20 protein-coding genes and 2 pseudogenes are annotated in these 25804 nt (G+C 71.6%); 13 read left to right on the top strand and 9 right to left on the bottom strand.

The window, feature by feature from the left end; all coding sequences use genetic code 11:
- From ASC60_RS27590 to ASC60_RS27565, 6 genes and pseudogenes are all read right to left on the bottom strand, one after another.
- The gene (locus ASC60_RS27590) at positions 1-2121 is read right to left on the bottom strand and encodes an ATP-binding protein (protein WP_055555585.1); all 2121 of its coding nucleotides are present in this window, start codon (positions 2119-2121) and stop codon (positions 1-3) included.
- Between the two features lie 237 nt (positions 2122-2358).
- The gene (locus ASC60_RS27585; RefSeq protein ID WP_055555584.1) at positions 2359-5577 is read right to left on the bottom strand and encodes an NACHT domain-containing NTPase; all 3219 of its coding nucleotides are present in this window, start codon (positions 5575-5577) and stop codon (positions 2359-2361) included.
- A 155-nt stretch (positions 5578-5732) separates the two neighbouring features.
- Positions 5733-6887: pseudogene (locus ASC60_RS27580) on the bottom strand (beta-L-arabinofuranosidase domain-containing protein); the annotation flags it as partial.
- A gap of 99 nt (positions 6888-6986) precedes the next feature.
- The gene (locus ASC60_RS27575) at positions 6987-8165 is read right to left on the bottom strand and encodes a serine hydrolase (RefSeq protein ID WP_055555580.1); all 1179 of its coding nucleotides are present in this window, start codon (positions 8163-8165) and stop codon (positions 6987-6989) included.
- 369 nt (positions 8166-8534) lie between these two features.
- The gene (locus ASC60_RS27570) at positions 8535-9017 is read right to left on the bottom strand and encodes a hypothetical protein (protein ID WP_055555578.1); all 483 of its coding nucleotides are present in this window, start codon (positions 9015-9017) and stop codon (positions 8535-8537) included.
- Positions 9018-9048: 31 nt separating this feature from the next.
- Complete coding sequence (locus ASC60_RS27565) at positions 9049-9699, bottom strand: formylglycine-generating enzyme family protein (protein ID WP_055555576.1); 651 nt, start codon at positions 9697-9699, stop codon at positions 9049-9051.
- 131 nt (positions 9700-9830) lie between these two features.
- Between ASC60_RS27565 and ASC60_RS27560 the strand changes: the two genes are divergently transcribed.
- The 7 genes from ASC60_RS27560 to ASC60_RS27530 all read left to right on the top strand — a co-directional run bounded on the left by ASC60_RS27560 (position 9831) and on the right by ASC60_RS27530 (position 16488).
- A complete protein-coding gene (locus tag ASC60_RS27560; RefSeq protein WP_055555574.1) occupies positions 9831-11042 on the top strand; it encodes an acyl-CoA dehydrogenase family protein in 1212 nt (403 codons plus the stop codon).
- 33 nt (positions 11043-11075) lie between these two features.
- Positions 11076-11534 (top strand): Rrf2 family transcriptional regulator, encoded by a 459-nt coding sequence (locus ASC60_RS27555; RefSeq protein WP_055555572.1) that lies wholly within the window; start codon positions 11076-11078, stop codon positions 11532-11534.
- A 400-nt stretch (positions 11535-11934) separates the two neighbouring features.
- Positions 11935-12828: a glutathione S-transferase C-terminal domain-containing protein gene (locus ASC60_RS27550; RefSeq protein WP_055555570.1), complete on the top strand. Its 894-nt coding sequence runs from the start codon at positions 11935-11937 to the stop codon at positions 12826-12828.
- 595 nt (positions 12829-13423) lie between these two features.
- Positions 13424-14575, top strand: coding sequence for an LLM class flavin-dependent oxidoreductase (locus ASC60_RS27545; protein ID WP_055555569.1), 1152 nt, complete (start codon positions 13424-13426; stop codon positions 14573-14575).
- Positions 14572-15102, top strand: a complete 531-nt coding sequence (locus tag ASC60_RS27540) for a GNAT family N-acetyltransferase (protein WP_055555567.1) — start codon at positions 14572-14574, stop codon at positions 15100-15102. Before ASC60_RS27545 ends, ASC60_RS27540 begins: the two co-directional genes overlap by 4 nt.
- Positions 15099-15299, top strand: coding sequence for a hypothetical protein (locus tag ASC60_RS42355; RefSeq protein ID WP_055555565.1), 201 nt, complete (start codon positions 15099-15101; stop codon positions 15297-15299). Before ASC60_RS27540 ends, ASC60_RS42355 begins: the two co-directional genes overlap by 4 nt.
- Positions 15300-15462: 163 nt before the next feature.
- Positions 15463-16488: a tetratricopeptide repeat protein gene (locus ASC60_RS27530; protein WP_055555563.1), complete on the top strand. Its 1026-nt coding sequence runs from the start codon at positions 15463-15465 to the stop codon at positions 16486-16488.
- 61 nt (positions 16489-16549) lie between these two features.
- Here the strand turns inward: ASC60_RS27530 and ASC60_RS27525 are convergent, their stop codons facing one another.
- Both ASC60_RS27525 and ASC60_RS27520 read right to left on the bottom strand, forming a co-directional pair.
- Positions 16550-16972, bottom strand: a complete 423-nt coding sequence (locus ASC60_RS27525; RefSeq protein WP_055555561.1) for a PPOX class F420-dependent oxidoreductase — start codon at positions 16970-16972, stop codon at positions 16550-16552.
- Positions 16973-17460: 488 nt separating this feature from the next.
- Positions 17461-18222: a pirin-like bicupin family protein gene (locus tag ASC60_RS27520; RefSeq protein ID WP_055555559.1), complete on the bottom strand. Its 762-nt coding sequence runs from the start codon at positions 18220-18222 to the stop codon at positions 17461-17463.
- A gap of 235 nt (positions 18223-18457) precedes the next feature.
- On the opposite strand from ASC60_RS27520, the gene wrbA reads away from it, so the two are divergent.
- Together wrbA and ASC60_RS44195 are read left to right on the top strand one after the other, a co-directional pair.
- Positions 18458-19078, top strand: a complete 621-nt coding sequence (gene wrbA / locus ASC60_RS27515; protein ID WP_055555557.1) for an NAD(P)H:quinone oxidoreductase — start codon at positions 18458-18460, stop codon at positions 19076-19078.
- Between the two features lie 203 nt (positions 19079-19281).
- A pseudogene (locus ASC60_RS44195) lies at positions 19282-19455 on the top strand (LysR family transcriptional regulator); the annotation flags it as partial.
- Positions 19456-19489: 34 nt separating this feature from the next.
- Here the strand turns inward: ASC60_RS44195 and ASC60_RS43330 are convergent.
- Entirely contained in the window at positions 19490-20521 is a 1032-nt protein-coding gene (locus ASC60_RS43330) for a hypothetical protein (protein WP_055555556.1), read from the bottom strand.
- A 572-nt stretch (positions 20522-21093) separates the two neighbouring features.
- Here ASC60_RS43330 and ASC60_RS27505 point away from each other — a divergent pair.
- From ASC60_RS27505 to ASC60_RS27490, 4 genes are all read left to right on the top strand, one after another.
- Positions 21094-22470 carry a cytochrome P450 gene (locus ASC60_RS27505; protein WP_079038671.1) on the top strand — a complete coding sequence of 459 codons (1377 nt, stop codon included), beginning with the start codon at positions 21094-21096 and terminating at the stop codon, positions 22468-22470.
- Between the two features lie 213 nt (positions 22471-22683).
- Positions 22684-24117, top strand: coding sequence for a cytochrome P450 (locus ASC60_RS27500; RefSeq protein WP_079038670.1), 1434 nt, complete (start codon positions 22684-22686; stop codon positions 24115-24117).
- Between the two features lie 70 nt (positions 24118-24187).
- Positions 24188-24934, top strand: a complete 747-nt coding sequence (uppS, locus tag ASC60_RS27495) for a polyprenyl diphosphate synthase (RefSeq protein WP_063787223.1) — start codon at positions 24188-24190, stop codon at positions 24932-24934.
- Positions 24931-25804, top strand: an 874-nt coding sequence (locus tag ASC60_RS27490; RefSeq protein WP_159043329.1) for a hypothetical protein, incomplete at its 3' end; no start/stop codon positions are given. The genes uppS and ASC60_RS27490, both read left to right, overlap by 4 nt.

Genomic DNA, 25804 nt, shown 5'->3' with positions numbered 1-25804 from the left:
TCACTGACCGGTGATGGGGAAGGGGCGCTTCTTCCGCGCCGCCGCGGGCCAGCTGCGGGCGGCCTGGCCCAGGACGGCGTGCCAGGACGGGTGCCGCGGTGAGAGGTAGGCCAGCTCTTCGCCGACGGCCTTGCACATGTCGGGGTCGGGTTCGGCGTGCGGTTCGGACACGTGCCACAGGGCGTGCAGCAGCCGGTTGACGCAGCGCTCGATCTCGTGCAGCCCCGCGTACCGGCCGTCGTGCGCGCCGAGGGCGACCTGCATACGTTCGTCGGTCCACTCCCCGGCGGGCGGGGTGGGCGCGGTGGCGGCGTACCGCAGGCACAGCAGCCAGTGCGCGGCGGCGTGTTCATCCTGCTCCGACTGGAACTCCTCCGCCAGCATGGCCACCACGGCCTCGGCGTTCCCGGCGGCGAGCGTGTGCCGCAGGGCGTCCGCCTCCCCGCTCTCACCGCGCTGGGCGTGGTGCATCCGCAGGAAGCGGTGGATGTCCTGCCAGCCACGGCCGTCCTCGGCCGCCCGTGAGGTGCGGCGCGCCTCGTGCACCAGCAGGGTCCGCAGCAGCGGATCGGTGACCAGCGGCTCGTCCGGCGGGGTGAGCTGCTGCCACTGCTGCTCTTCGAGGTAGTCGGCGGCGGAGTTGGCGGGCAGCTGATCGGGACCCTGGAGGCGCAGATGGTCGGCCAGTGCCTCGGCCGCGGTGCTGTCGCGGGCGAGCGACAGCAGGGTCAACCGGTCGCGCTGGCGCCGGTCCGGAAGCAGCCGCTCCAGGAGCGCTTCGGTGACCGGGCGCCCGTCCCCGGCCCGCAGCTGCAGAAGGTCCCGGGGGCCCACGCTGCCGCCCTTCTCGGTGGCGTCCAGCACCGCCCCGCACAGCACGGTGGTCACCGCGGGATGCCCGCCGGTGAGGGAGTGCACGGCCGAGGCCAGATAGGGGTGGAGCGGCCGGGCGGGCCGGTTCGGCACCAGCATCGGCAGGATGTCGTCCCGGCTCAGCGGGGTGAGGGGGACGGCGAGCAGCCCGGCGGAGGGGCTGAGCCCCTTGCGCTCCCAGCCGGAGGACTTCACCAGGTCGGGAAGGTTGCGGCGGACCGCGGCGGACGCCTCCTCCGGCAGACCGCCGAGCCGGGTGGCCACGACGACCAGCTCCTCGTGGTCGGGGCGCGCAGGACTGGCCCGGTGCTCCAGGAGCAGATCGAGGAAGGCCTGCCCCGGCGGGTGGTGTACGTCGTCGAGCAGGACGAGCGGCCACGGCTCCCGGTTCCACCGCTGCAGCCTGCCGTAGGAGGCGGCCACATCGTGCAGGAAGGCGGCCATCAGACTCTGCTCGGCCGCGTGCCGGTAGTCGCCGCCCTGCTGGAACCACTGCCCGAGCAGCACCAGCGGATCCTGGCCCTCCGCGCCCCGGGGGAAGCGCCGCCGGTACCACTCGCGGGCCGCGTCCGGCTGGTGCCGCTCGGCGTACTCGGCCACCACGGCGGCGGTGATGGCGTCCCGGCGGGAGGGGGCCGGCAGATCCCACGGGTCCGCCTGGCCGGACTCCGCGTACGCCGCGCCGGTGTCCGCGTCGCCGGTGTCCGCGTCGCGGGTGTCCAGACGGCCTTCGACGGCGGTGGCCCAGGCGTGCCGCAGCGTGTTCTCGTCCCCGCCGCTGAGGCGGCAGGCGTGCAGCAGCCGGGCGAACCGCAGACACGCCGCGTCCCGCTGCTCGGCGTTGCCGTGGTGCCAGCCGGAGACGGCGAACAGGCCCGGCACCAGGACGGGGAAGCGGCGGCGCAGGCCCGGCGCGAGCCCGCACACCAGCTCCGCCAGGATCTCGACCAGGGTGGAGGCGGTGGGCGTCCCGCCGTCGGCCGGGGCCGGCCGGAAGACGGCGGTTTCGCCGGCGACGACCCGTACGTGGGCGAGCGGCAGCCGGTCCCGGTAGCGCGCGGCCAGTTCCGCCAGGACGGCACTGCGCCCGATGCCGTGGTATCCCGTCACCAGCACGACGGGCAGATCGCCCTGGTGCTCCCGGGGCGTGCGGGACCGCTCGTCGAGGGTCAGGCCCGTGAGCCGGGGGACCAGCGAGCGCAGCAGGGGGTCCCGGCCATAGAGCGGTGACCCTTCCGATACGCGCATCTGGCTGTGTCCCGCCTTCGTTGCCCAACGTGCTCAACGCTGCCGGCGGCCACAACTTTAGGAGGCGGGCGGCACCGCTCCCCCGAGACATCAGCCGCTGACATCCGTACCAACTACGCCTGTAAACAGAGAATTTACCCGTTGTGGGAACATCACACCAGGTGAAGGCGGAATCACGTACGCGATGGCCCCAGCGTGACCCCGGTGTCGAACACGGGTACGGCGTGGCGCCGGGTGTCAGGGGTGCGGATAGATATCCAGTTCGACACTGTCGGGAAGCGAGTCCGCCCCGCGGATCTCGCCGGGGTAGACGAGCCGTACCCGGCGCAGCCGGGGGAGCCCGGCGAGGGAGGCGAGATCGAGCTCCGCGACCTGCGACAGATGGACCTCCTCCAGGCCCGGGAGGCGCCGGGCGATCCGCCGCAGTGGAACCGCGTCCCCCGCCCTGGCCCACACATCCAGGTGGGTGACCTGGGGGATCTCGGTGCGCGGGGCGAACAGCAGCATGCTCAGCTGCTGCGGGGACAGCGTCAGCTTGCGCAGATGCGGCAGCTCGGCGAGGAGGGAGCCCCACTCGTCCGGCGTCAGCCGCTCGCTGGCGTCCTGCAGCCGCAGTTCCTCAAGCCCCCGGCACGCCACGATGCCCGTGAGCTGGGCCGCCGCCGACGGCAGCGCCAGCAGCCGCAGCTCGGCGGCGCGCGGCAGGTCGGACAGACCGCGCCAGGGCACCTCCGGCCCGACGAGAAGCCCCTCCAGCCGGGGGCAGCCGGCCAGCTTCAGCAGGGTCTCGAACTGGGGGAGGTCCCGCAGCTCCAGCCTCCGCAGCCGCGGCAGCCGGGTCAGCGGCGCCGGGTCCTTGACGTTCCGGCACCCCTGCAGGGCGAGCGTCTCCAGCTCGGGGTAGGCGGAGAGCAGACCGAGATCCTCCAGCTGGAGGGAGTTGCGCAGACGCAGCTCGCGCAGCCGCCGCGGATCGAGCGCGGCGCTGATCTCGTCGGGGCCGAAATCCCCGTGCAGTCCCACGCGCTGATACCCGGACATGGTGCGCAGGGCGTCCAGCTCGGCGTGCGAGCGCACCGTGACGATCTCCTCGGGGGCGATGTCGAGGAGGGGGCGCACGATTTCCTCGGCGTACGCCGTCGTGTCGAACCGGTCCCAGTGGGCGAGGAGCTGAGCGCGCACCGCGGGCTGGCCGGTGCGCAGGAACTCCCGGAGCCTGGGGATGGCCGCGTCCCCGCCGATCTGGCATATCGCGTGGACGGTGGCCAGCTCCTCGTCGCCCTCCAGATCCTTCGCGGCGGGCAGCAGGCCGAGCAGCAGCGGGCCCGTCTGCGCCAGTGACCTGGCCTCCCGCAGGCTGCGCGGCGGGAGCAGCCGCGCGGCCCGGTCCTCGATCGCCTCGCGCACCGTCGGCTCCAGGCGGGTGGCCTGTTCGAGGGAGGCGAGCGCGAGGAGCCGCAGGCGCGCCCGCACCGCCGCGTCCTGCTCCCGGTCGCCCCGCTCGCGAAGGCGGGTCAGCAGATCGGCGCGCTCCTGGTGGCGGGCCTGTGCGACGGCCATCTGAACCACGTCCTCCCACTGGTCCAAGTGCGCGTTGTTCACCAGCATGCCCATGTCGCGCTCTTCCAGTACGGCCCTGGCGCCCAGGAAATCCTGAAAAGTCCGGTGAATGAAGTTCACCGCACCCGTGGCGGGTTCCCGCAACAGACCGGAACGCTCCAGCAGATACTGCAAAGCTTCCTCCGCCGTCCCCACTTCCGCCAGACGGGGCACCGAGGGCTGCAGCCGCCGCACCACGTCCACCGCGTCCGGCCGGTCCAGCTGCGTCCGCTCGTTGCGGATCAGCCAGTACGCCAGCTTCTGCAGCGGTTCCGTCGCCGACCGCTGGTCCAGCGCCGGGCGGCTGCGGCCGTACACCTCGCGCTCCAGATCGCGCCGCTCCAGGAGCATCGAGAGCGCCGCCTCGTACAGGGCGGCGCGGCCCTGCGGCAGAAAGCCGCGGCGCTCCCGGTGCAGGGCGCAGATCAGGCCGCACATCAGCGGGTTGGTCGCCAGCCGGCTCAGCTCGGGGCTGCTGCGCAGCGACAGCGTCAGCGTCTCTGCCAGCTCCTGCGACGCCCCGGCCGCCGCGTGCCAGCGCCGGATGAACTGCTTCATGTCGGCGGGCCGCATCGCGGCGAGCGTGAACTCCTGGAAGCCGTCGCGCGCCAGCCAGCCCCGCTCCAGGGCCGAGGGACGGGAGGTGAGCAGCCACAGATTGCCGGGGAAGACGGCCAGCAGCTTCTTGAGCCAGGCTCGAGTGCGGGTCCGGTCTTCCTTCGGGATCTCGTCGGCCCCGTCGATCAGCAGCACGCCGCGCCCGTGCTGCAGCACCCGCGCCGCCCATCCGTCCGGTTCGGTGCCCACCAGCGGGCAGCCGATCCAGCGAAGGAAGTCCTCGGGCATGGGCAGTTCGGCGTCCTTGCGGGCCAGGGTGCGCAGCGGCAGGACGAACGGGACGCGTCCGAACAGCTGCGTCAGCCCGCCGGGCACCCGGTCCTGCTGCGCCGTGGCGAGGGCCAGCCACTGCACCAGGGTCGTCTTGCCGGTGCCCGCGACCCCGTGCAGGAGCACCCGCTCATGGCGGGCGAAGACCCCCTCGGCCGGGCCCGCGGCCCGCTCGGCCTCCGCCTCCCGGTCGGCGCCCGGCTCGCCGTTCACCACCGGGACCGGATCGGTGCCCTCGCGGTACGGCCTGGCCTCCAGGCTCAGGTACGCGGTCTCCAGCGGCCAGTCCTGGCCGTCCGGTTCGCGCAGGTCGACGCCGTAGATCGTGAGCCGGCCGTGGCACTCGACGACGTAGCGCGCGTACTCCTCCTCGAACTCCGCGTCCTGGCGGCTGATGTCGGGCAGCCGCCGCAGGATCCTGTCCAATTTCTCGCTCTGCTCCCGGATCTCGCGGCTCAGCTCGATCTGGGCTCGGGCCGCGAAACCGGGCCGCTGGCTGAAGAAGCGCATGAGGTGCACGCACGCCGTCTCCAGGAGCCGGTCGTGGAAGCGGGCGGCGTCGTCGCTGAGGAGCCTGCGGGTGTCGGGCCCCGCGCTCCGGGACAGCTCGGCGGCCAGCCGCTCGGGGCCGAGCGCGAAGGCGTGGACGTCGTCCATGTCGAGATCGCCGAGCGCGTGCAGGGTGCGGGTCAGCGCCTGCCCGACGGAGTCGTGCTCGTCCGCGCCGATCGGCGGATCGTGGGGACCTGCGGCCCGTACCGCGCGGCGGACCAGCTCCCGGGCGAGCTTGTGCAGATCGTCCTCGGTCAGCGTGCGGTGCTCCTTGGCGAAGGACACCAGCCGGCGGATCGGGACCGGGCGCTCGCCGAACTCGGCCGCCGGCGCGCTCGCGGGCGGCACCAGCAGTCGTTTGACCACCGGCACGACCACTGCCGATGCGATCCGGAGCCCCACCGTGCCGCCGTCCACAGCAGCCCTCCCTCACCAGCGCCGACGCGCTTCCCCCGCCGGGCCCATGCCCCTCGAACCCCGCTCACCATAGCCGCGGACAGCCGTCTTGAGGCAGGGCGCGCGGGCGCCGGGCTCGCGCCAAGTGCCCGCGCCCGGGGCCGCTCAGGATACGCAGCCGCCTTCTTCGCCGCGGCGACCACGCCCCGGCCGTCCGCCGCGCCGAGCAGTCCCGCGGCCACCCAGGCGGCCACGGTGGACCGGACGTGCTGGACCAGCGCGCCCTCGCTCCGGTGAAGCAGGCGTGCGCGGGCTCCTCGGTCCCTTCGGAGAACGGGGCGAACTCGATGCCGTCGGGCGTCTTCTCCACCCGCAGCCGGAACCGGATGAGCACCCGGACGGTGTCCCCGTCCCGCCAGGTGCGGGACACCGAGGCGTAACCGCCGGGGGACCAGGGCCCCTTCACCGGCTTGCCGTTGACCGTCACCCGGAAACCGCTCGTCGCCCACGCGGGCACGCGCAAGCACAGGTCGAAGCGGGCGGTGCGGCCCCGGATGACGAGCGTGGAGCTCTGCTGAGCCGGACAGCCGGTGGACCGGGTGACGGTGATGCCCTTCTCGGCCCGGGTGAGGGTGGACGGGCTGTACAGGTTGACGTACAGGGCGGTGCCGTCGGCCCGCCTGACGTACACGCAGTCCTGGTACTTGGTGGCGCTCTCCATGCCGGTGCCCTCGCAGCAGGTCGTGCCCGCCTTGGTGGCGTAGTCGCGCACATGTCCCGGCACCAGGCCGATGAAGTACGTGACGAGGGGCTTCTCCGCGTCGGCCGTGTCCTGCTCGGAGCCGAGGACCTGGTGGTACAGGGCGCGCTCGTAGTAGTCCCCGTACGACGGCTTCTGCTCATGGAAGAACAGCATCCTGCTCAGCTTGAGCATGTTGTAGGCGCAGCAGGTCTCGGCGGTGGTGTCGCCGAGGGTCCTGGCGATGGGGCCGCGCGCGCCCCGGAACTCCCGGTTGCCGGTGCCGCCGATCCCGTACATCCGGCCCGGCACGACCATGTCCCAGAAGTTCTTCGCCGCGGGGACAGCGCTCCTCCCGCGTCTCGTCGTACAGCCGGGCCAGACCGGTGAAGACCGGGATGTGCTGGTTGGTGTGCGGCCCGTCCAGGATGTCGTCGCCGGCCGCGCAGGCGTCGATGAGCCTGTCGAGGTCGAACAGGCGGGCCGGCGCCAGGTGCTGGGCCTTGCCGCTGATCGCGTACAGATCGCAGATCGCCTCGACGATGCCGCCGAACTCACCGCTGGAGAAGATGTCCGACATCCGCCGCAGGGTGCCGGTCCCGGCCCCGGGCGCCGCGCCAGGAGCCGCTGGCCGCCCGGCCGGTGGACGGAGCCACACCACCCCCGCCGATAACGGTTTCCTACGGCGCACTCACAGCGCCGTGTACACCGCGTCGATCAGGGCCTTCTTCCGGGGGTCGTCGGCGATGTGCGGACCCATGCGGTTCATGACATAACCGAGGCTGACCTGGGCCTCGGGGTCGGCGTGGCCGCACGAACCGCCGAAGCCGTCGTGGCCGAAGGCGCGGTGGTTGGGGCCGTACGAGCCGTTGGGGCCGCTCAGCCACACACCGAGCCCGGCCTCCATGTCGTGGGGGAGGCCGTGCCCCAGGACCAGGTCGCGGCACGCCCCCTGCCCCTCACGGGCCCGCTCGACGGCCCCGGGCGAGAGCACACGATGGTCCCCGGCCAGGCCATGGCGGGCGTAGACGCCGTAGAGGGTGGCGATCGCGCGGGCCGTCCCGTGGCCGTTGGCGGCCGGGATCTGCGCGGCCCGCCACTGCGGAGTATTGGCCTTGGCGGCCCCGACGAGGGGGTTGGCCAGCGCGGCGATCGCGACCGGCTCCAACTGTGCGAACACCGCGGCCTGTTCGCTCGACGCGGCGGTGGGCGGATGCACCAGCTCGGCCGCCCGCCCGGCCTCCTTCTCCGGCAGGCCGATGCTGAAATCGACCCCCAGCGGCCCGGTGATCTCCTGCCGCAGAAACTCACCGGGCAGTACACCGGTGACGCGCCGGATCACCTCGCCCACCAAGTGGCCGTATGTCATGGCGTGGTAGCCCGACCGCGTGCCGGGCTCCCACCACGGCTCGGTGGCGGCCAGCCGTGCGCAGGTCTTCTCCCAGTCGTACAGATCGGCCACGGTGTGCCTCTGCCGCAACCCGGCCAGGCCCGCCCGGTGCGAGAGCAAGTGCCGCACCGGCAGCGCCGCCTTGCCCGCTGCCGCGAACTCCGGCCAGTACGAGGCCACCGGGGCGTCGAAGTCCAGCAGCCCCCGGTCCGCGAGCAGATGCGCGCACAGCGCCGTCACGCCCTTGGTGGTGGACCACACGTTCACCACGGTGTCCCGCTCCCACACCCGTTCGCGCCCGGCGTCCGCCCAGCCACCCCACAGATCCACCACGGTCCGACCGCCGACCTGGACGGTCACCGCCGCGCCCAGCTCCTCGCGCTCGGCGAAGTTGGCCGCGAAAGCGTCACGCACGGCGGCGAATCCCGGGTCGCAGTGGCCTTCGATACGCGGTACGGGCGGCACGGACGGCTGCGTCATGGTCCACTCCCAACAGGTGTGTTCGGCGAACTTGCAACATACCGACTGGTTGGATCAGCGAAAACCCGCGGTGCCGCGCTCGATGGACCGCCATCCGGCAAGCCCGCCCCACCGGGGGTTGCCGGGCCCTCGACGTGGGCTGCGGCCTGGGCGAACTGGCCGCCCATCCGGCATCGGTGGGCTACACCGTCGACGCCGTCGACTGGCCCGACGGCGCCACTCGCCCGGGCCGCCACCGTCCACCCGCAGGGCGTGCGGTGGCTGCGCCCGGCGCCCACGGGCCTCGGCCGCGCATGCCCCGACCGCCAGCCTGGCCACCGCGGACGTGCCCCGCACGGGAAACCAGGACCTGAGCCGAGCCGACCGTCGTCAGGGAAGGGCCTCGACCTCCAGATAGCGGTGGCGGCCGCGGCCGCGGTACTCCAGGGCCTCCCAGCCCAGCCCGCGCAGCACACGAGCGCAGTTGCCCAGCTCTTCACCCGCCGCGTACGCGGCGCCACTTCCCGGTGGCCCCAGCCACTCGACCCGCACCGCACCCGCCCGCTCGGCCTCGGCGCAGCGGTATCCCGTCGCCGGCCGGTGGCCGTCGGGGCCGACAGCCGAGGGTGGGATGCCCGCCGCTTCCAGGGCGATGGCCACGGCCCGGACCGGCTGGTGCCGCTCCCAGGCGGCGGGCGTGGCGAGCGGGTCGTCGACGGTGGTGTTCATCAGCCGACGGATCTCCAGCAGGCCGTCGTACGCCGCCCGCACCGCGGCCGCCCGTTTCCTGGGGTCCACGTCGAGGGGGGCTTCGTCGCCCGTGGCCGCCTCGAACTGTGCCGTCTTCCGGCTGTCGCCGCTCTCCGGCGTCACCTGCCACCTCCCGGTCGGGGTCTGTCGTAGGTCAGCGCTCGGCGGTACGCGCGATGCGGAATCCCACGTCGTCCACCCGGAAGGTCGGGTGGCTGCGGCGGCGTACGGAGGCCCGGCAACTCCAGTGTTCATCGAACCAGCCACCGCCACGGAGCACTCGGTAGGTGCCGTAGACCTCGGCGTCGTAGAGGTCCCAGCACCACTCCCAGACGTTGCCGAGCATGTCGTGCAGGCCCCACGCGCTGGGCTGTTTGCCGCCCACGTCATGGAGTCGTTCCCCCGAATTGCCGCGGTACCAGGCGATGTCGTCGAGGGGGCCGTAGCGCGGTCCGGTGGTGCCGGCGCGGCAGGCGTGCTGCCATTCCGCTTCGGTCGGCAGCCGGTACCCGTCCGCTGACGGGTCCCGCTCGACGCCTTCGCCATCGGCATGGAGGTGGTACGCGGGGGCGAACCCGTCCCGCTGCGACAGGGCGTTGCAGAAGACGACCGCGTCCCGCCAGGACACGCCCTCGACGGGTGCCGCGTCCGCCTGGGCGGTGCTCGGCCGCGCGCCGGTGACCTGGGCGTACAGCGCCTGGGTGACCGGGTGCGCGCCGAGCTGGTACGGCGCCAGCTCGACCGGCCAACTGCGCTGGGTCCGCCGGTCCGACAGCGTCACCTGCCCCGGCGGTATGGCGATCATCTCGTGCCCCGCGCTCGTGTTCACGGACAGACGATACCCGGGTGGACGTCGACGGCTGGATTCCCTATTTTTCCTACTGGATTAATAGGGAATGATGGCGGGCGGCCCTTGCCGAAGGAAGAGGAGCAGGCGTGACGGTGGTGGATGCGGTTGCGGAAACACCCGACCGCGCGCGTTGGCTGCAGGTCGCCCATGAGGCGGCGGACGACCTGGCCATCGACGCGGTGGTCCGCGACCAGGCAGCGAAGACACCCTTCGACGAGGTCGCGCGGCTCCGGGAGGCCGGGCTCCTGTCATTGCTGATACCCGCCGAAAGCGGGGGCGGCGGGGCGGACTGGCCCACGGCGCACGCCGTCATACGGACCATCGCCGCGGCCGACGGCGCGATCGGCCAAGTGCTCGGCTGCCACTATCTGCTGTCCTCCAGCGCGCGGTTCTTCGGCGCTCCCGGTCTCGCCGCCCGCGTCGAGCGGGAGTCCGCGGCCGGCCAGTGGTGCTGGGGCGGCGGGCTGGCCGCCGTGGAGCCGCGTCTGACACTCACCCCGGGCCGGGGCGGCTATGTGCTGAACGGACGCCAGGGGTACGCCACCGGCGTCCTGGTCGCCGACCGGCTCGCGGTGCGCGCGGACCACTCCGAGACGGGGGAGCCGCTGGCCGTGCTCGTCGACGCGGCCCGCCCCGGCGTGGTGACCGGCGGCGACGGCGGGGAGACCTTCGGCCAGCGGCTGGCGGCCGGCGGGAGCGTGGAGTTCGACGCGGTGGCGGTCGAGAGCGACGCGGTGCTCGGCCCGCTCTCCTCGGACGACGGCACCCTGTCGCCGTTCGCCGGGCTGTCCGCGCCGACCGGGCGGCTGGTCTCGGCCCAGATCTGTCTGGGGATCGCCCAGGGGGTGCTCGCGGAGGCCCGCGAGTACACCAGGGCCGTGGACGTGCCCTGGCAGCCGGAGGGGCCGTCGTACAGCTCGCCCCGTGATCCGTACGTGCTGACGACCTACGGGGAGCTGACCGTCGCCACGTTCTCCGCGTCCGCGCTCGCCGACCAGGCGCTGGAGGCGCTGGACCGCGGGCTGGCGCGCGGAGAGGACCTCACCGACGACGAGTGCGCCGAGATCACCATGCTGGCGGCGGCGGCAGAGGCGGCCGCCGCCGGTGCCGCGCAGGATGTCACGGCCCGCGCGCTGGACGTCCTCGGCGCCCGCTCCGCCGCCTCGGCGTACGGATTCGACCGATTCTGGCGCAACGTACGGACCCACACCCTCTGCGTTCCGGTCGCTCCCCGGCTCCAGGAGGTGGGGGACTACTTCCTCCGCGGCGAGCATCCGCCGTTCGCCCTGCCCTTCTGATCGCCACGCGACCGGGTGGCGGATAATCACCGCATGCGGATCTCTGCGAAGGCGGACTATGCGGTGCGGGCGGCTCTGGAGCTGGCGGTGGCGGTGGACGGTGTCTCCGTCAAGGCCGAGGCGATCGCCGCGTCGCAGGGCGTTCCGCACAAGTTCCTGGAGGGGATCCTGGGCGATCTGCGCCGCGGCGGGCTGGTGGCCAGCCAGCGCGGCGGGAACGGCGGCTACCGGCTGGCCCGCCCCGCCGATGAGATCACGATCGCCGATGTGATCCGCGTGGTCGACGGGCCCCTGGTGTCCGTACGGGGCGTACGGCCGCCCGAACTGTCCTACCACGGCCCGGCGGAGTCATTGCTGCCGCTGTGGATCGCGGTACGGGCCAATGTCCGCAAGATCCTCGGTGAGGTCACCCTCGCCGAGGTCGCCGCGGCCGAGCTGCCCGAGGGTGTCCTGGACCTCGCCGAGGACCCCGAGGCGTGGACGAACCCGTAGCTCCTCAACCAGGAACGCGGGACACCCCTTGACGGGACTCGCGAGGCGCTCGACACTCCTCGGGAGGGGATTCCTAGCGAATGGGTGGGGAATGATGAGGCCTGGGCAGGCGGCCGCCGATCGTGCGGTCCACGCGCGTCGGCCCTCTCCCCTTCTCACCTCCCGCCGCCACATCGACCTGCTGCGCGTCTGCAGCGCCGCGAGTCTCCCGTCCTGAGCCGGCAGGCCCTCGCGGGCGCCTGACGCCGTCGTCCCGCGGCACCGCGAGCGATCACCGCCACGCGCCCACCGAGGGCCGCCCGTCCCGGCCCCCGCCACGGGCCGCCCGCCGGGCGTCGCTCACCGCCGGCCGCTCACCGTACGTCTCACCGCCAGCGAAGAACCCGACCTGGGGAGAAACGTGTCCGTCACACCTGGGAAAGCCGCGCCGTCCTCGCTGTCCGTCGCATCGTTCCGAGGCAGGATCGGCCGGGACGCGCGCAGCGGACACTACGCCGTGCCGCGCCGCTACCGCCTCCATCTGGCGTTGTCCTGCCGGGACTGTCTGCGGATCGCCATCACCCACAGCCTGCTCGGCCTCGACGACACCCTCCCGGTGACCCTGCTGCCCGCCGTGCCCGACGGACCGGACGGCGGGCATTCCGCGCTGCGCCTGACGTACCAGGCCAGCGCGCACCGTTACGCCGGGCCGACCGCGGCACCGGTGCTCGGCGACGACTGGTCGGGCAGGATCGTCAGCACCCACACCCCCGACATCCTGCGCGACCTGGACCGCCGCTTCGGCAGCGGGGGCCCCGACCGCCCCGTGCTCCACCCATGCGGCGCGGAGCGGGAGATGGAGGCGATCGCACGCCTCTGCGAGCGCGGCATCGACGACGCCGCCCAGCGCGCCGGACAGCCCGGCGCCGATGACGCGGCGCGCGACACCGCGCTCGGTACGGTGTTCGGCGCGCTGGACGCGCTGGAGCGACGGCTCGCGGTCCGCAAGTACGTCCTGGGCGAGGAACTGACCGCCTCCGACGTGCAGGTGTGGGTGACCCTGCTGTGGCTCGACACCGTGCACCGGCAGCACCTGGACGCCGCCGCGGTGCACCGCATCACGGACCACCCGCACCTGTGGGCCCACGCGCGGCGGCTGGCCGCCCACCCGGCGTTCGGCCGCCAGCTCGATCTCGACGGCATCGCCCGCCGGCACCACGCGCACTGCCAGGGCCTGGAGGCCGCCGGAGCGGCGGTCCAGATCCTGGACTGGGCCACGCACGCGCGGCTCAGGACCCCCGCCGAACCCGGCTGACGGCCAGCTGCGCCCGCGAAGGCGTTGCAGGGGAGTGGGCGGCAGTGTGCGGGCGGCCCCGCGCGCGTAGTGCCGCTCCACGCAGAACCGCCCGGCGCTCAGCACCGTGGCGGAGCCGATCCGAGGGGCGATGGTACGTGCCGACCGCGTAGCGCCGTCAATGTGGCCGGGGGCGTGGCGAGAAAGGTGTCCCTCGCCGGTCCGTCATCCGGGCACCGGTTGACGCGACGCCATGTGTCCTGCTCAATTAGTTCCATGAATGTCCAGCCGCGCTTGGTCTCCCGCGACCACATCGACTTCGGTCGTGTGTGGTCCGCCATGTGTTGCGCCTGACTGGGCAGCGGGCTGTCTGATCGGCCCTTCCCTCCCTCGGTGACCCCGTCGCGGGCCGAGTTCTTCCTCCGCGCGGCCGCCGTACCCGGGCGCTGACCCGGCGTACGTACGGTCCCGCGGCCCCGGACACGCGCTGCCTTCGCACCTTCCGGCCTCATCACGCCTGTCTGCTTCACCTCCGCGCTCCCCACCACATCCGCTGATCCCCCGTCATCCACGGCCGGGTCAACAGGTGTTCCGCCCATCCCGAGAGGCTTTTCGCATGCCCGTGGAATTCCTCGGCATCGCCGCCACCCATGACGGCTCCGAGACCACCCCGCGCTCCGGCGCCGCCTTCGACAAGGAGTACACCCTCCGGCTCGCCCGGGCACACGAGGACCACGGCTGGGACCGGGTGCTCTTCGCCTACGGTTCCGGATCGCCGGACCCCGCCCCGGCCGCCGCGTACATCGCGAGCAGGCTGGACCGCCTTCAGATCCTGCTCGCCCACCGGCCCAACGTCTCGTATCCGACGTACGCCGCGAAGACCTTCGCCACCCTCGACCAGATCAGCGAGGGCCGGCTGACGGTGCACTTCATCACCGGTGGCAACGACCATGAGCAGGGCCGGGAGGGCGACACCCTCACCAAGGACCAGCGCTATGAGCGCACCCGCGAGTACATCCGGATCGTCAAGAAGATCTGGACGGCTCGCGAGCCCTTCGACCACGAGGGGGAGTACTACCGCTTCCACGACTTCGTCAGCGATGTCCTCCCCGTCCAGCAGCCCAGGCCCCGGGTCTCCTTCGGAGGTTCCTCCCCGGCGGCCTACGCGGCCGGGGGAGCGGAGGCCGACATCTACTGCCTCTGGGGCGAGCCCCTGGAGAAGACCGCGGAACAGATCGAGGCGGTGAAAGCGGCCGCGCGGGCCGCGGGCCGCACCGACGTCCCGCGCATCCAGGCGGCCTTCCGGCCGATCATCGCCCCGACCGAGGAACTGGCCTGGGAGAAGGCCCGCCGCACGGTCGGCGCGATCCGGGCGCGGCGTGAGCAGGGGCTCGTACGGCACCACCGCGACGGCGCCCCGGAGAACACCGGCTCCCAGCGGCTGATCGCCATCGCGGAACAGGGGGAGCGGTACGACCGCGCGCTGTGGACCCCGACGGCCGCCGCCACCGGCGGCGCGGGCAACTCCAACGCCCTGGTCGGCACCCCCGAGACGGTGGCTCAGGCGCTGCTGGACTACTACGACCTGGGCGTCGACATCCTCTCGGCCCGGGGTTATGACCTGCTGGACGACGCCATCGACTTCGGGCGGCACGTGATCCCGATCGTCCGCGAGGAGGTCGCCAAACGCGATGCCGAGCGCGATGCCAAAGGCGATGCCGAGCGCGCGGCGCGCGGCCCGCAGGCCCTCGCGGCGGTGCGCGCATGACCACAGCCTCGCAGCGGCCCGCCACCGGGCCGACCGTCGTCACCGTCGAGGTCGGCGACCCGCGGGTGGCGCCGCTGTTGCGGGAACTGGGCGACGAGTACTCCACCCGCTACGGCAAGGACGCCCACGCCGAACTCGCCCGGTACCCCGACGAGGAGTTCACCCCCGCACACGGCGGCGTGCTGCTCCTGCTGCTGGAGCACGGGGAGCCGGTCGCGGGCGGCGCGTTCCGCCGCTACGACGACACCACGGCCGAACTGAAGCGGATCTGGACCCACTCCGCCCACCGCCGACGCGGCCTCGCCCGCCGGGTCGTGGCCGAACTGGAGCGCGCGGCGGCGGCCCGCGGCTACCGGCGCGTCTACCTGACCACCGGGCCGCGCCAGCCCGAGGCCCGCGGCCTGTACCTGGCCACCGGCTACACACCGCTGTTCGACACCGGGGCCGACCCGGAGACCATCGGCCCGCTCCCGTTCGAGAAGCACCTCACCACCGACGCGCAGACCCGAAAGGTCCCCGCCCCGTGAACCCCTTCCACGCGAGACCGCGCCTCCGTCCGGCCGCCGCCGCGTCCCCCGCGCCGACCGGGAACCCGGTGGCCTCGGTGCACAAGGCCGACGAGCTGATCAAGGACGGGACCTGCGCCCCGATCCTCGACAAGTGGGGTACCAAGGCCTCTGCGATCGAGTCCTCGCGGATCAACCCACCCGAACACACCGCGTAGGAACCGGAACAACCTCGCCGGGCCGCATCGCGTCTAGATCAGCGACGGACGCGTGGCGGACAACTCGGCGAGGGTTGTTTCCGCCCCTTTATGCACTCAGTGTATAGAGGGAGTGGACAGAAAGGTGGCGCGCGCTTCCGTGGAACGAAGACGGAAGGCACTTATGTACGGCAAGGCATTCGCCCCGGAGTACCAGGGCTCCCTCACCACCCTGTCCGTGAACTCGTCGCTGGTCGACGTACTGGCCGCGGGCACCGAGCAGTTGCGGGCGGCCGAGCGCGGCGGCTGCCCGCGGGAGACGGCGCGCGTGGGGCTGGCGGTGGCCGAGGCCAACCGCAGGCTGGGGAATGTGTCGGATGCCGACCGGGAGTGGAAGGCCAGCTATCGGGCGGCCCGTACGGCGGGGGACACCGGGGCGATGGCGTGGGCGCTGTGGAGTGGCGGCACCCTCGCCCGGCAGCGGGGTGCGCTGGCGCTGGCGTGGCGCCTGCTCGGGTTCGCGGCCGAACTCGGCGAACAGGGAGGGGACATCCTCGCCCGTGGCTACTCGCTCGCCGGATTGGCGGAGACGGGCCGCATCCAGGGGGATTACGAGGCCGTGGGCGCGCTGCACGAGCAACTTCTCGCCGAGGCGCGGGAGCGCGGCGAGGCACGGCATACCGTATGGGCGCTGGAGGGGATCGCCCAGATGCATCGCAACACCGGGTCGTACGACACGGCGTACGCGATGTTCGAGGAGTCCGCGGCGATCGCCGCGCAGGCCGAGGACCGGCGCGGATACGCCTGGGCGCTGCGCGGCCTGGCCGACATCGTCTCCGTGCGCGACGGCGACGTGGACCGTGCGCTGGACCTGCTCGCCGAGGCGGAGGTGACATGTCGCGAGATGAACCTGATGAGCGCTCTGGCCTACAACCACAAGATGCGCGGCAACGTGCTCTACCGCGCGGGGCGTTGCGAGGAGGCGCGTGACGTCTACCAGCAGGCGCTGACCGAGTTCCGTGCCATGAGCGAGCCGCGCGGCGAGGCCCTCGCCCGGCTGGGACTCGTCAAGTCCCTGGCCCGGCTCGGGCGTGACCGCGCCCACACGGCCGCCGATCTGGCCGAACTGGCCGGTGTACTGGACCGGATCGGACTGCGGCACGCCCGCCGGATGGTGGACCGCGCGCGGACGGAGTTCGGCATCGCGTAAGCGAGGCCCCGGCCCGGGCGGTGCTTGTGCGTGAGGAGGGGCCTCCCCACGCACACGGCACCTACGCGGACGCCTGGTCGTTGTCCTTCATCGAACCCCAGCCGTGCCACCGCTCGACCTCGATCCAGGCGCTGGTACGGGAGCGGTCCCGGTCCGGGTAGGGCCCGCCGATGTAGTGGTGGGCGATACGGTCGATGTCGGCCAGGCCCTCGTCCTCGCGCATCTCCACGACACGTCCGATCAGCGTGACATGGGTGTACCAGTCGTCCTTGTCCAGGACGGTGAGGGTCACCCGCGGATCGCGGCGCAGGTGCTTCAGCCGTACCCGGCCGTCGTCCAGGTTGACCAGGACGCGGCCGTCCTCCCACGCGTACCAGGTGGGAGTGGACACGGGAGTGCCGTCCGAGCGCACGGTGGCCATGACGGCTGGATTGGGGCGGCGCAGCAGGGCGTCGGCCTCGGGCGGCAGCGGCGGCTTGGACATGAGAACTCCTTGCTGACGGGTGGCGGGGCGGGCTGTCGGAGATGGCGGGCCCCGCACTGCCCGGATGGTACGTGAACGGGCGCGCCCCGGAGCTGATCGGCGAGCGCCCGGTCCAGGTCGTGTGGGAGGGCACCGTGCGCTCGGTCAGCGGAAACGTGGTCCCGCTCGGCCACGACGCCGATGTCCTGGCTCGGCCCGGTGGGCCGTCCGCTGGCTGCCTCACCTTCAGTGGCGGCGAGGACGAGGAGGAAGCCGACCTCGAGCGCCCGGATGGTGAGGTCGATCGCAGCCGTGAGGAGACGAGCGGCATCGGCCCGCTCCCCTTCCGGCGCGACGGGACCGTCTGGTCGGTAGTGGGCGATGAGATCGCCATGGGTCGGCTTCAAGGGCAACAGTCCGGTGGCCCGCTCGCTCCGCGGGTGATCGCCGGTTGGTGTCGGCCACGCGCCGCGCGGGCCGCGCGGCGCGCAGAACGACTGCCCGGCCAGTCAGGCCATGGAGATGGCGGCGTTCATCTCCCACATGAGCACCTCGGCGCCGTCGGGGCCGCCGGTGACGCGCTGGCCCTCGGCACCGGTGATGCGGACCGCGTCGCCGGTGGCCAGGGCTCCCGCGCCCTCCAGTTCGGCGCTGCCGCGGGCGATGAAGAGGTGGACGAAGGGGGCGGCTGCGACCTCCAGGGTCTCGGCGGGGCGGATGCGAGCGACGTGCAGGGCGGCGTGCTTCTGCCGGATGCCGATCGCGCGCTGGTTGCCGTGCCCGGGCATGCCGGAGGCGAGAGTGGTCCAGCCGCCGAGGGCGAGTTCGTCGTTGATGTCGAGCTGCTCGTAGCCGGGGCGGATACCGGCCTCGTCGGGGATGGTCCACATCTGGATGAAGTGGACGGGGTCGTGGTGCTCGGGCTGGCCGGTCAGGGTCCAGGAGTCGTTCTTCTCGCTGTGCAGGATGCCGGTGCCGGCGCTCATCCGCTGGGCGAGGCCGGGGTAGATCACCCCGTTGTGGCCTTCGGAGTCCTGGTGGACGAGGCTTCCGTCGAGGACCCAGGTGATGATCTCCATGTCGCGGTGGGGGTGGGTTTCGAAGCCGGTGCCGGGGGCGACGACATCGTCGTTGGAGACCAGCAGAAGCCCGAAATGGGTGTTCTGGGGGTCCCGGTGGTGCGAGAAGGAGAAGGAGTGGTGGGAGTCGAGCCAGCCGGTGCGGGTATGGAAGCGCTCGTTGGCGCGCCGGATGTCGAGGGGGAGGGTCATGGTGCCGTCCTTCCTGTTCGCACGGCCGGAGGTGCCGACCCGAGCATGTAGTTGAACGTTATACAAAATGATGGGCAGGGTTATTCCCGTCACCCCACGGGTTCGATCGCCCGCCTCATGATTTACGGTTCAACTGATGTTCGATCGGCGGGCACGGCCCCCATGGACGACATCCGACATGGGCATCTTCCGCCGCACTCGAACGAATGACACCAACGGAACGGAGACCGCAGCCGTGAACACCCCGATCAAGGTAGCTGTCGTCTACTACTCCTCCACCGGAACCATCGCCGAGATCGGCAAGCACATCGCCCAGTGTGCGAAGGAGGCCGGCGCCGAGGTCCGCCTGCTCAAGGCGGCCGAACTGGCCCCGCAGGACGCGATCGACTCCAACGCCGCCTGGGCGGCCAATGCCGCCGCCACCGCCGGCATCCCGGAGGCCACCCCGGCCGACATCGAATGGGCCGACGCCGTGATCTTCGGCTCCCCTACCCGCTTCGGCAACATCGCCTCGCAGCTGAAGCAGTTCATCGACACTCTCGGCGGCCTGTGGGGCCAGGGCAAGCTCGCCGACAAGGTCTACAGCGGTTTCACGTCCTCCGCCACGACCCATGGCGGTCAGGAGTCCACCCTGCTCGCCCTGTACAACTCCTTCCACCACTTCGGCGGGATCGTCGTCGCCCCCGGTTACACCGACCCCGCCAAGTTCGCCGACGGCAACCCCTACGGCACCTCCCACGTCGACGCACAGGGCGACAACCCCGTCGCCCAGACCACCCGCGAGGCCGCCCGCGTCCAGGCCGAGCGCGTCGTGCGCATCACCACCGCCCTCAAGACCGGCCTCGCCGCTGCCTGAGCCGGCCACGAAGCCGGCCGACGGTCGAGCGGAACGCCCCGACGCTGGGAACGGCTCGCATCAGGGGTTCCAGTGGGGCGGCCGCTGGAACCCCTCCTCGCCGCTCCCAGCGCCACGCCGCCGGACGCGCCGGCATCCCCGATCCACCGGGGTTCCCTCACGACGGACCCGGTGAACGATGATCCGCCGGCTGCGGCCTCCAGATGGAGCCCCTCGGCGACGGCTCCCTCGTTGTGATCGGCCAGGCCGGCGGCATCCTCGCCGGGCGAACCGCGTTGGCCTGCAGCGAGGTCGCCGAACACCCTATGGTCGGACTCAACGCCGACTCCTCGCTGCGGCGCAGGATCGAGAAGCACCTGGGCCCGCACGCTCCGGTCGTGCGATACCGCACCAGCGTCGCCCACTTCGTGGTCATGCTGCTCCTCCTGGGTGCGGGTCGGGCCGGCTCTGCGCCCTTCCTGACACCACAAACATTGCCCAGGAAGTGGCGGCGGACCTCCTCGTCCGTGGGGGTCCAGCCGCGGGGCCGCTTGCTGCACGGGTTGCGGATGCCTTCGACGCGCGCCCATACCGCCCGGAACCGTTCCTCCCGGTCCTCCGCGGCCCACCGCTTCCCTGCCTCCGCGTAACGCGGCGGCGCTCGATGTCGGCCCACACCTCCTCGGCCCGGCGGCGCTCCTCGGCGCCGTACCGCAGGGGGCGGAGCGCCTGCCGCTCCTGCTTGCGGGTGCGCGGGACCGGGGCGGGCTGCTTGCGGTCCCACACCAGCAGCGCGCGGCGGCCGTCGGCGGTGACGGTCACCGGGCGGAGGCCGGCCTCGTCCGCCTCGCCGGTGACGAGGAACCCGGCCAGCGGTGCGAGTCGGGCGGCGCACCCCCGGCGCCCGGTGCGACCGGGCCGGGTGACACGGCGCGGGACGCCGTCGGCATCACGGACCAGCTCGCCGACGGCGGCCCACCGGACCGCGTCGGCGTGGTCGGTCGACCAGCCGAGCGCCTTCGCTTGTTCCTCCTGCCGGTGCTCCTCGCGGTAGTCGGCGACCGGCTGTACGGGCGCCTGCGGGGCCGGAGTGGGGGCGGCGGGCTCCTTGGCCAACTCGTCGGCCGTGGGGGCGTCCTGCGCGGCCGGGGCGGGCGGAGTCTCGCGGATGCGGTCTCCGGCGTGGGCGATGGACACGGTGGGGCGGTCGTTGCCGAAGTACCGGACGGAGACGCGGAACGGGTACGGGCTGGCGGCCGTCCACCGTTCGATGTCGTCGGCGTGCGCGGCGGCGGCCTCTTCGGCCCGGCGGGTCAGGAGGAGTACGTACGTGTGGTCACGCTCGCCGTTTCGGTAGTAGCCGGTGACGCGGAAGTCTTTGCCCCGGCCTTGTTCGAGGCCGAGGCGGCGCAGCTCGCGGGCGATGGCGACGGCCGGAGTGCGGGGAGGGAGGACGAGTGCCACAGGGTGGCTCCTTCGGGGTCGGGGCCGGGCGACGAGGGCAGGACCGGCCCGGGGACCACTTCAGCTCCCGGCGACGGGAGCGGCCACGGCAAGGCCTCTCCCGTCCTCACCCTGGCGATGACCCGCGAGGGATACGCGGGAGCCGGCGGCGCTGACGGTCTGAGTGCACGGCCCGCTGCTGCCGGTCCACGGGTGTGAGATCACCTCCACCCGCCCGTGGCGGCCCCCAGGGGTCGGCCCTGCCCTGCCCCATGTTCCGCCTTGTCGTGCCGTAGGGGGACGACCTCACCCCACAACCTCGGCAGTCGGCACCAGGGGATGACGGCGGGTCATTCCAGTTCTGTGAGCAGCGGCTTCAAGAACAGTGCATCTTTCCTGGTGCCCCACGCCATGCCGGAGTTATGATCCCACCCGTAGACATTAGTCACTTGTGCCCCACGAATATGTCCCCACCCCACGTGATCGAGACTCTGTGCGGGGTCGCGCACGAGGTCACGATCAGAATTTCCTGACCGACGGCGGGCCCGTCCGGCCGCCCTCGCCCATCGGATACTTCGTTCTATGAGGCGGTGATGGTTGTCATGAGGCGCGAATCCGAGCACGCGGTGATCCGCTCGGACTCCCCGATACCCGAGGCTCCGGGGGCGTTCCCCCTGGTGGGGCATGCACCCTACCTGGCGAGGAATCCATCGCCCTGGCTGGCTGCCTGCCGACGGGCCGGCCCCGTCGTGCGAGTTCGTCTCGGCCCACGACCCGCATACCTCGTCTGTGCCCCCGAACTGGTCCACCGCATGCTGGTGATCGACGTCGAGGCGTTCGACAAGGGCGGCCCCATTCTGGACAACGCGCGCCCGTTCGTCGGCAACGGACTGGTGACCTCGGCACACGCGGAGCACCGAAGGCAGCGGAGAATCATGCAGTCGGCCTTTCAGCCCGGCCGCATCGACGGTTACGCCTCCGTCTTCCAGCACGAAGCCGACGCCATGATCTCGTCCTGGACAGCGGGAAAAGAGGTCGACTTTCTTGCCGAGGCCCACGTCTTGGTCGCGCGGACGCTCGCGCGGACACTGCTCCCCGAAGCCGACCTGCCCGAGACCGGCTGGCTCGCGGACAAGGTCGCTGATTTCCAGGCCGGACTACTCATCCGCACTGCCCTGCCTCACCCCTGGATCCGCCGGCTCCCCCTCCCGGCCAACCGCCGCTTCGAGCAGGCCCGAAACCAGCTCCAGTCCTCGGCACGCCGAGCCATCGCAGCGGCTCGCACCCGGCCGACCCCGGGAAGCCTGGTGGACAACCTCATGGCGGCCCGCGACGAGGACGGCGACGGCTTCAGCGACCAGGAACTGGTCGACCAGATCATCACCCTCCTCCTCGGCGGAACGGAACCCATCGCCTGCACCCTCGCCTGGGCCGTACACCTCCTCACCCAGCACCCTGACGTCCAAACGCGTCTCCAGGAGGAGATGGACAGTGCCCTCAACGGGTGCACGGCCGGCCCGGAGGACTTCAGGAAGCTCCAACTGACCCGCAACGTGCTACAGGAGACCCTGCGGCTGTACCCCATCGTCTGGATGATGACCCGGGTCAGCACACAGGAGGTCGCCCTCGGTGAGCACCGCTTCCCTGCCAGGACCGATTTCCTCTTCAGCGCCTACCAGCTCCAGCACGACCCCGCTCACTTTCCGCAACCCGAGCGGTTCGACCCTGATCGCTGGGACACACCGGCCAGCGCCGCCACCCGCCAGGCGCACATACCCTTCGGCCAAGGACGCCGCAAGTGCATCGGCGACACCTTCGGCATGGCAGAAGCCACCATCGTCCTGAGCGCGGTATTGGCCCGGTGGCACCTGCGTCCGGTGCCCAACAGCCGCGTACGCAGCCGCTTCCGCTCGGATCTGAGCCCCAGCGAATTGCGCATCACGCCACACCCCAGGAATCCCGCAACCTGATTCTCCGCTCCGCCCTCCGGCCTCCACCAGCCGATCCGTCCAAGGCAGCGCGAACCGCGAACCGGTACTCGCCGAGCCGGACAAGAGCCGATTCCGCGACAGCCGCTTGGCTGTTCACCCGCGCATATGAGGCGTCATGTGGTGTGCCGCTGACGCGTTTTGCGCACCGGGGCGTGACCTGCTGCGCCACCCCCTCTTCATACGAGGAGTTCGATGAGTAATCGACTCAAGGAAATTCCCCACCTCCCGAGAAAACTGCCGTTCCTGGGGCACCTGCCGGGAATGGCCCGCGACCCCTTCGGTTTCTTCGACCGAGCAGCCGGGCACGGGCCCCTGGTCCGCGTCAGACTCGGCCCGAAGACCGCCTGTGTGGTGAACGATCCCGCTCTGCTCCGGCACATGCTGGTCGCCGGCCGCGGCGACTTCGACAAGGGGGGCGGGGTGGTCGAGGCGTTCATCAAGCTGTGGGGCGGCAACGGCGGCCTCGCGGCGTGCCCGAACGAGGCGCACCGGGTCGCGCGACCGCTGATGCAGCCCGCTTTCCATCCCAGCCGAATACCCGGTTACAACCGGCAGATGGTGCGCAATGCGACGGAGATCGTCGGGCGGTGGCGACCGGGTCAGGCAGTCGACATCGACCGGGAAATGACGCGCCTGACCACGAAAACGCTGACGAACTCGCTGTTCACCGATCCCGTCTCGGTCCGGTGTGTCGATCAGTTCCAGCACGACCTGCCGATCATCAGCAGCGGTCTCCTCGCCAGGACGATCCTGCCGGCCTACGGCCGGCTCCCGCTGCCGGCCAATCGCCGATACCGCGAGGCGCAAGCGCGGACGCGCTCGGCCATCGACTCGATGATCCGCAACCGCCGGGAGGATCCAGGTGACTACGACGACCTCTTCAGCCTGCTTCTGGTACGCAGGCCGGATGGCACCGTCGCGCTGAGCGACGAGGAGGTCCAGGGCCACATCTGGAGCTTCATGATCGGAGGCATCGACACCACTGCCGCGCTGCTGTCCTGGACCCTCAGCCTTCTGGTCCGCCATCCGCACTGGTACACACGGGTGGAGGAGGAGATCGACACGGTGCTCGACGGAGCGCCCCCCTCCCATGCCGACCTGGCACGGCTGCCCCAGCTACAGCGAGTCCTGACCGAGACACTGCGTCTGTACCCACCGGGCTGGGTGGTCAGCCGGGTGGCCCGCGCACGGACCGCGTTGGGCGGCTACCGGGTTCCCGAGGGCGCGGAACTCTACTTCAGCATTCGCACACTGCTCCGTGATCCGGCGGTCTACGCCGATCCTGACCGCTTCGATCCCGACCGTTGGCTGGAGGGGAACTGTACCCGCGCGCAGCGCGCGGCGTTCCTCCCCTTCGGGGCCGGAGCCCGCAAGTGCATCGGCGACGTCTTCGCCCTGGCCGAGGCCGCCTCGACCTTGGCCGTGCTGTTGCAGCGCTGGCGGGTTCAGCCGGTGGCCGGGTCGCGGGCCACGCTGAAGGTCGGCGTGGTGCTGCACCCCAAGGGGCTGCGCCTGCGTGTCATCCCCAGAACGTCGGCCCGTGCCCTCCGCCCCGCGGCGGAGGACGCCCCGTGCGAGCGGGGGCAGTCGGCGGGTACCCCGCATGAGACCGGCCACGGCTCGTGAGGTGCTCGCTGACCGCGCGCCGGGCCCGCCGTCGCACTCCATCGGGACGCCTGAGGAGAGGTGAAGTGTCATGAGTGAGCAGATACCGCTGTGCGGGCCACCGGCTCGGAGTTTTGATGTGCCGGAACATGTGGCCGTCATCCTCGACGGCAATCGCCGCTGGGCGCGGCATCACGGGCTGCCCGCTGTCGAGGGTTACCGGCGAGGCGCGGTGCGGGTGGGCAACTTGTGGGAGTGGTGCGAGGAGTGGGGCATCGGATATGTGACCGTGTGGGTGCTGTCGCTGGACAATCTGCACCGGCCCGGTGAGGCGGTGCGGGCGCTTTTGGAGGTCATCACAACCGGGCTTCGGAAGCTCGCCGATCAGCGTCGATGGCGGATCCGTCCCATCGGCGCACTGGAGGCCCTGCCCGATCACATTCGGGATCTGCTGTCTGAAATCGAGGCCGATACCGCAGATGTACAAGGCATGGTGGTCAATGCGGCAATCGCCTACGACGGGCGCCAGGAGATCGCGCAGGCGGCCCGCGCCCTGATGAATGAGCACTCGCCCGGAGCCGTGTCACCGGGGAGGGCCGCGCCCGGTGACACGGTGGACGAATCGGGGCTGGCCCGGCACCTGTACACGGCCGGGCAGCCGGACCCCGATCTGGTCATACGCACGTCGGGAGAGCAACGGCTGTCCGGCTTCATGCCCTGGCAGACGGCGTATGCGGAGTACCACTTCGCACCCGTGTGCTGGCCCGACTTCACGCGAGGGGACTTCGACGACGCTCTGGCCGTATATGCCAAACGTCAGCGCCGCAGCGGTTTGTGACCGGCAAGGAGAGTGAAATGCCCGTTCCACCCAGCCCCGACATCTTCGGACGCCCTTTCTTCGTACCGGAACTGCTGACCGGCCCGGAGGCGCAGTTCCACCCCGAAACCGCCGAGATGGAGCGGCAGATCGATGCGTGGACTCGCCCGTACCTGGAGCGAATGGAGTTCGATGAGCAGTCGATCTCCGCATTCCTCGCGCGGCGCCAGCCCTGGTGGCTGATCCTCATCTATCCGCACGGCGTTCCCGGCCGCCTGGTCGCCATGGCCAGGCTCATCCAGTTCATGTGTGCCTTCGACGACCTGACGGACCGGTTGGATGCCGCGGAGGTGTCGGAGCGCACCGCGAGCCTCGCACAACGGTTGGTCTCCTTCTCCTCCGACACCTCGGCCGGGGACCGGGACCCTCTTGCCGGGATGCTGGCCGACGCGTGGACGTCCGTCACCTCGGACATGACCGCGGGGCAGACGGCCCGGCTCACAGCCGCCCTCAAGGAGTTCGTCGAGGCCGAACTGCGAGGCATCGAAATGGCAGGCACGGGCGACATCTTTGAGTTCGAGGACTACCGCCGCTTCCGGCGCTTCAATGTCGGTACACCGGTCTATGTGAGGGTGGCAGATTTCGTTCTCGGGCTGTCGTTCCCGGAGGAGTTCTTCACGGACCCTGACGTGGTGGAAGCGCTGGCGCTCGTCGCGGAGCACACCGCGTTCGTCAACGACCTGCTGTCCTTCGGCAAGGAGGCCGCCTGCGGCCACTGGCAGACCAACGCGCTGGCCGTGTGGCACGTGGCGGAGGGACTCGGTCTCCAGGCGTCGGTGGATCACCTGGCAGCACATCTGCGCACGGTTCAACAGGAGTTGGCGCTCCGTT

The organism is Streptomyces sp. NBRC 110028 (genome assembly GCF_001417735.1).
Taxonomy (GTDB): Bacteria; Actinomycetota; Actinomycetes; order Streptomycetales; family Streptomycetaceae; genus Streptomyces.
Note: the sequence above shows the minus strand (reverse complement) of the source record. Positions and strands in the feature narration are given on the sequence as shown.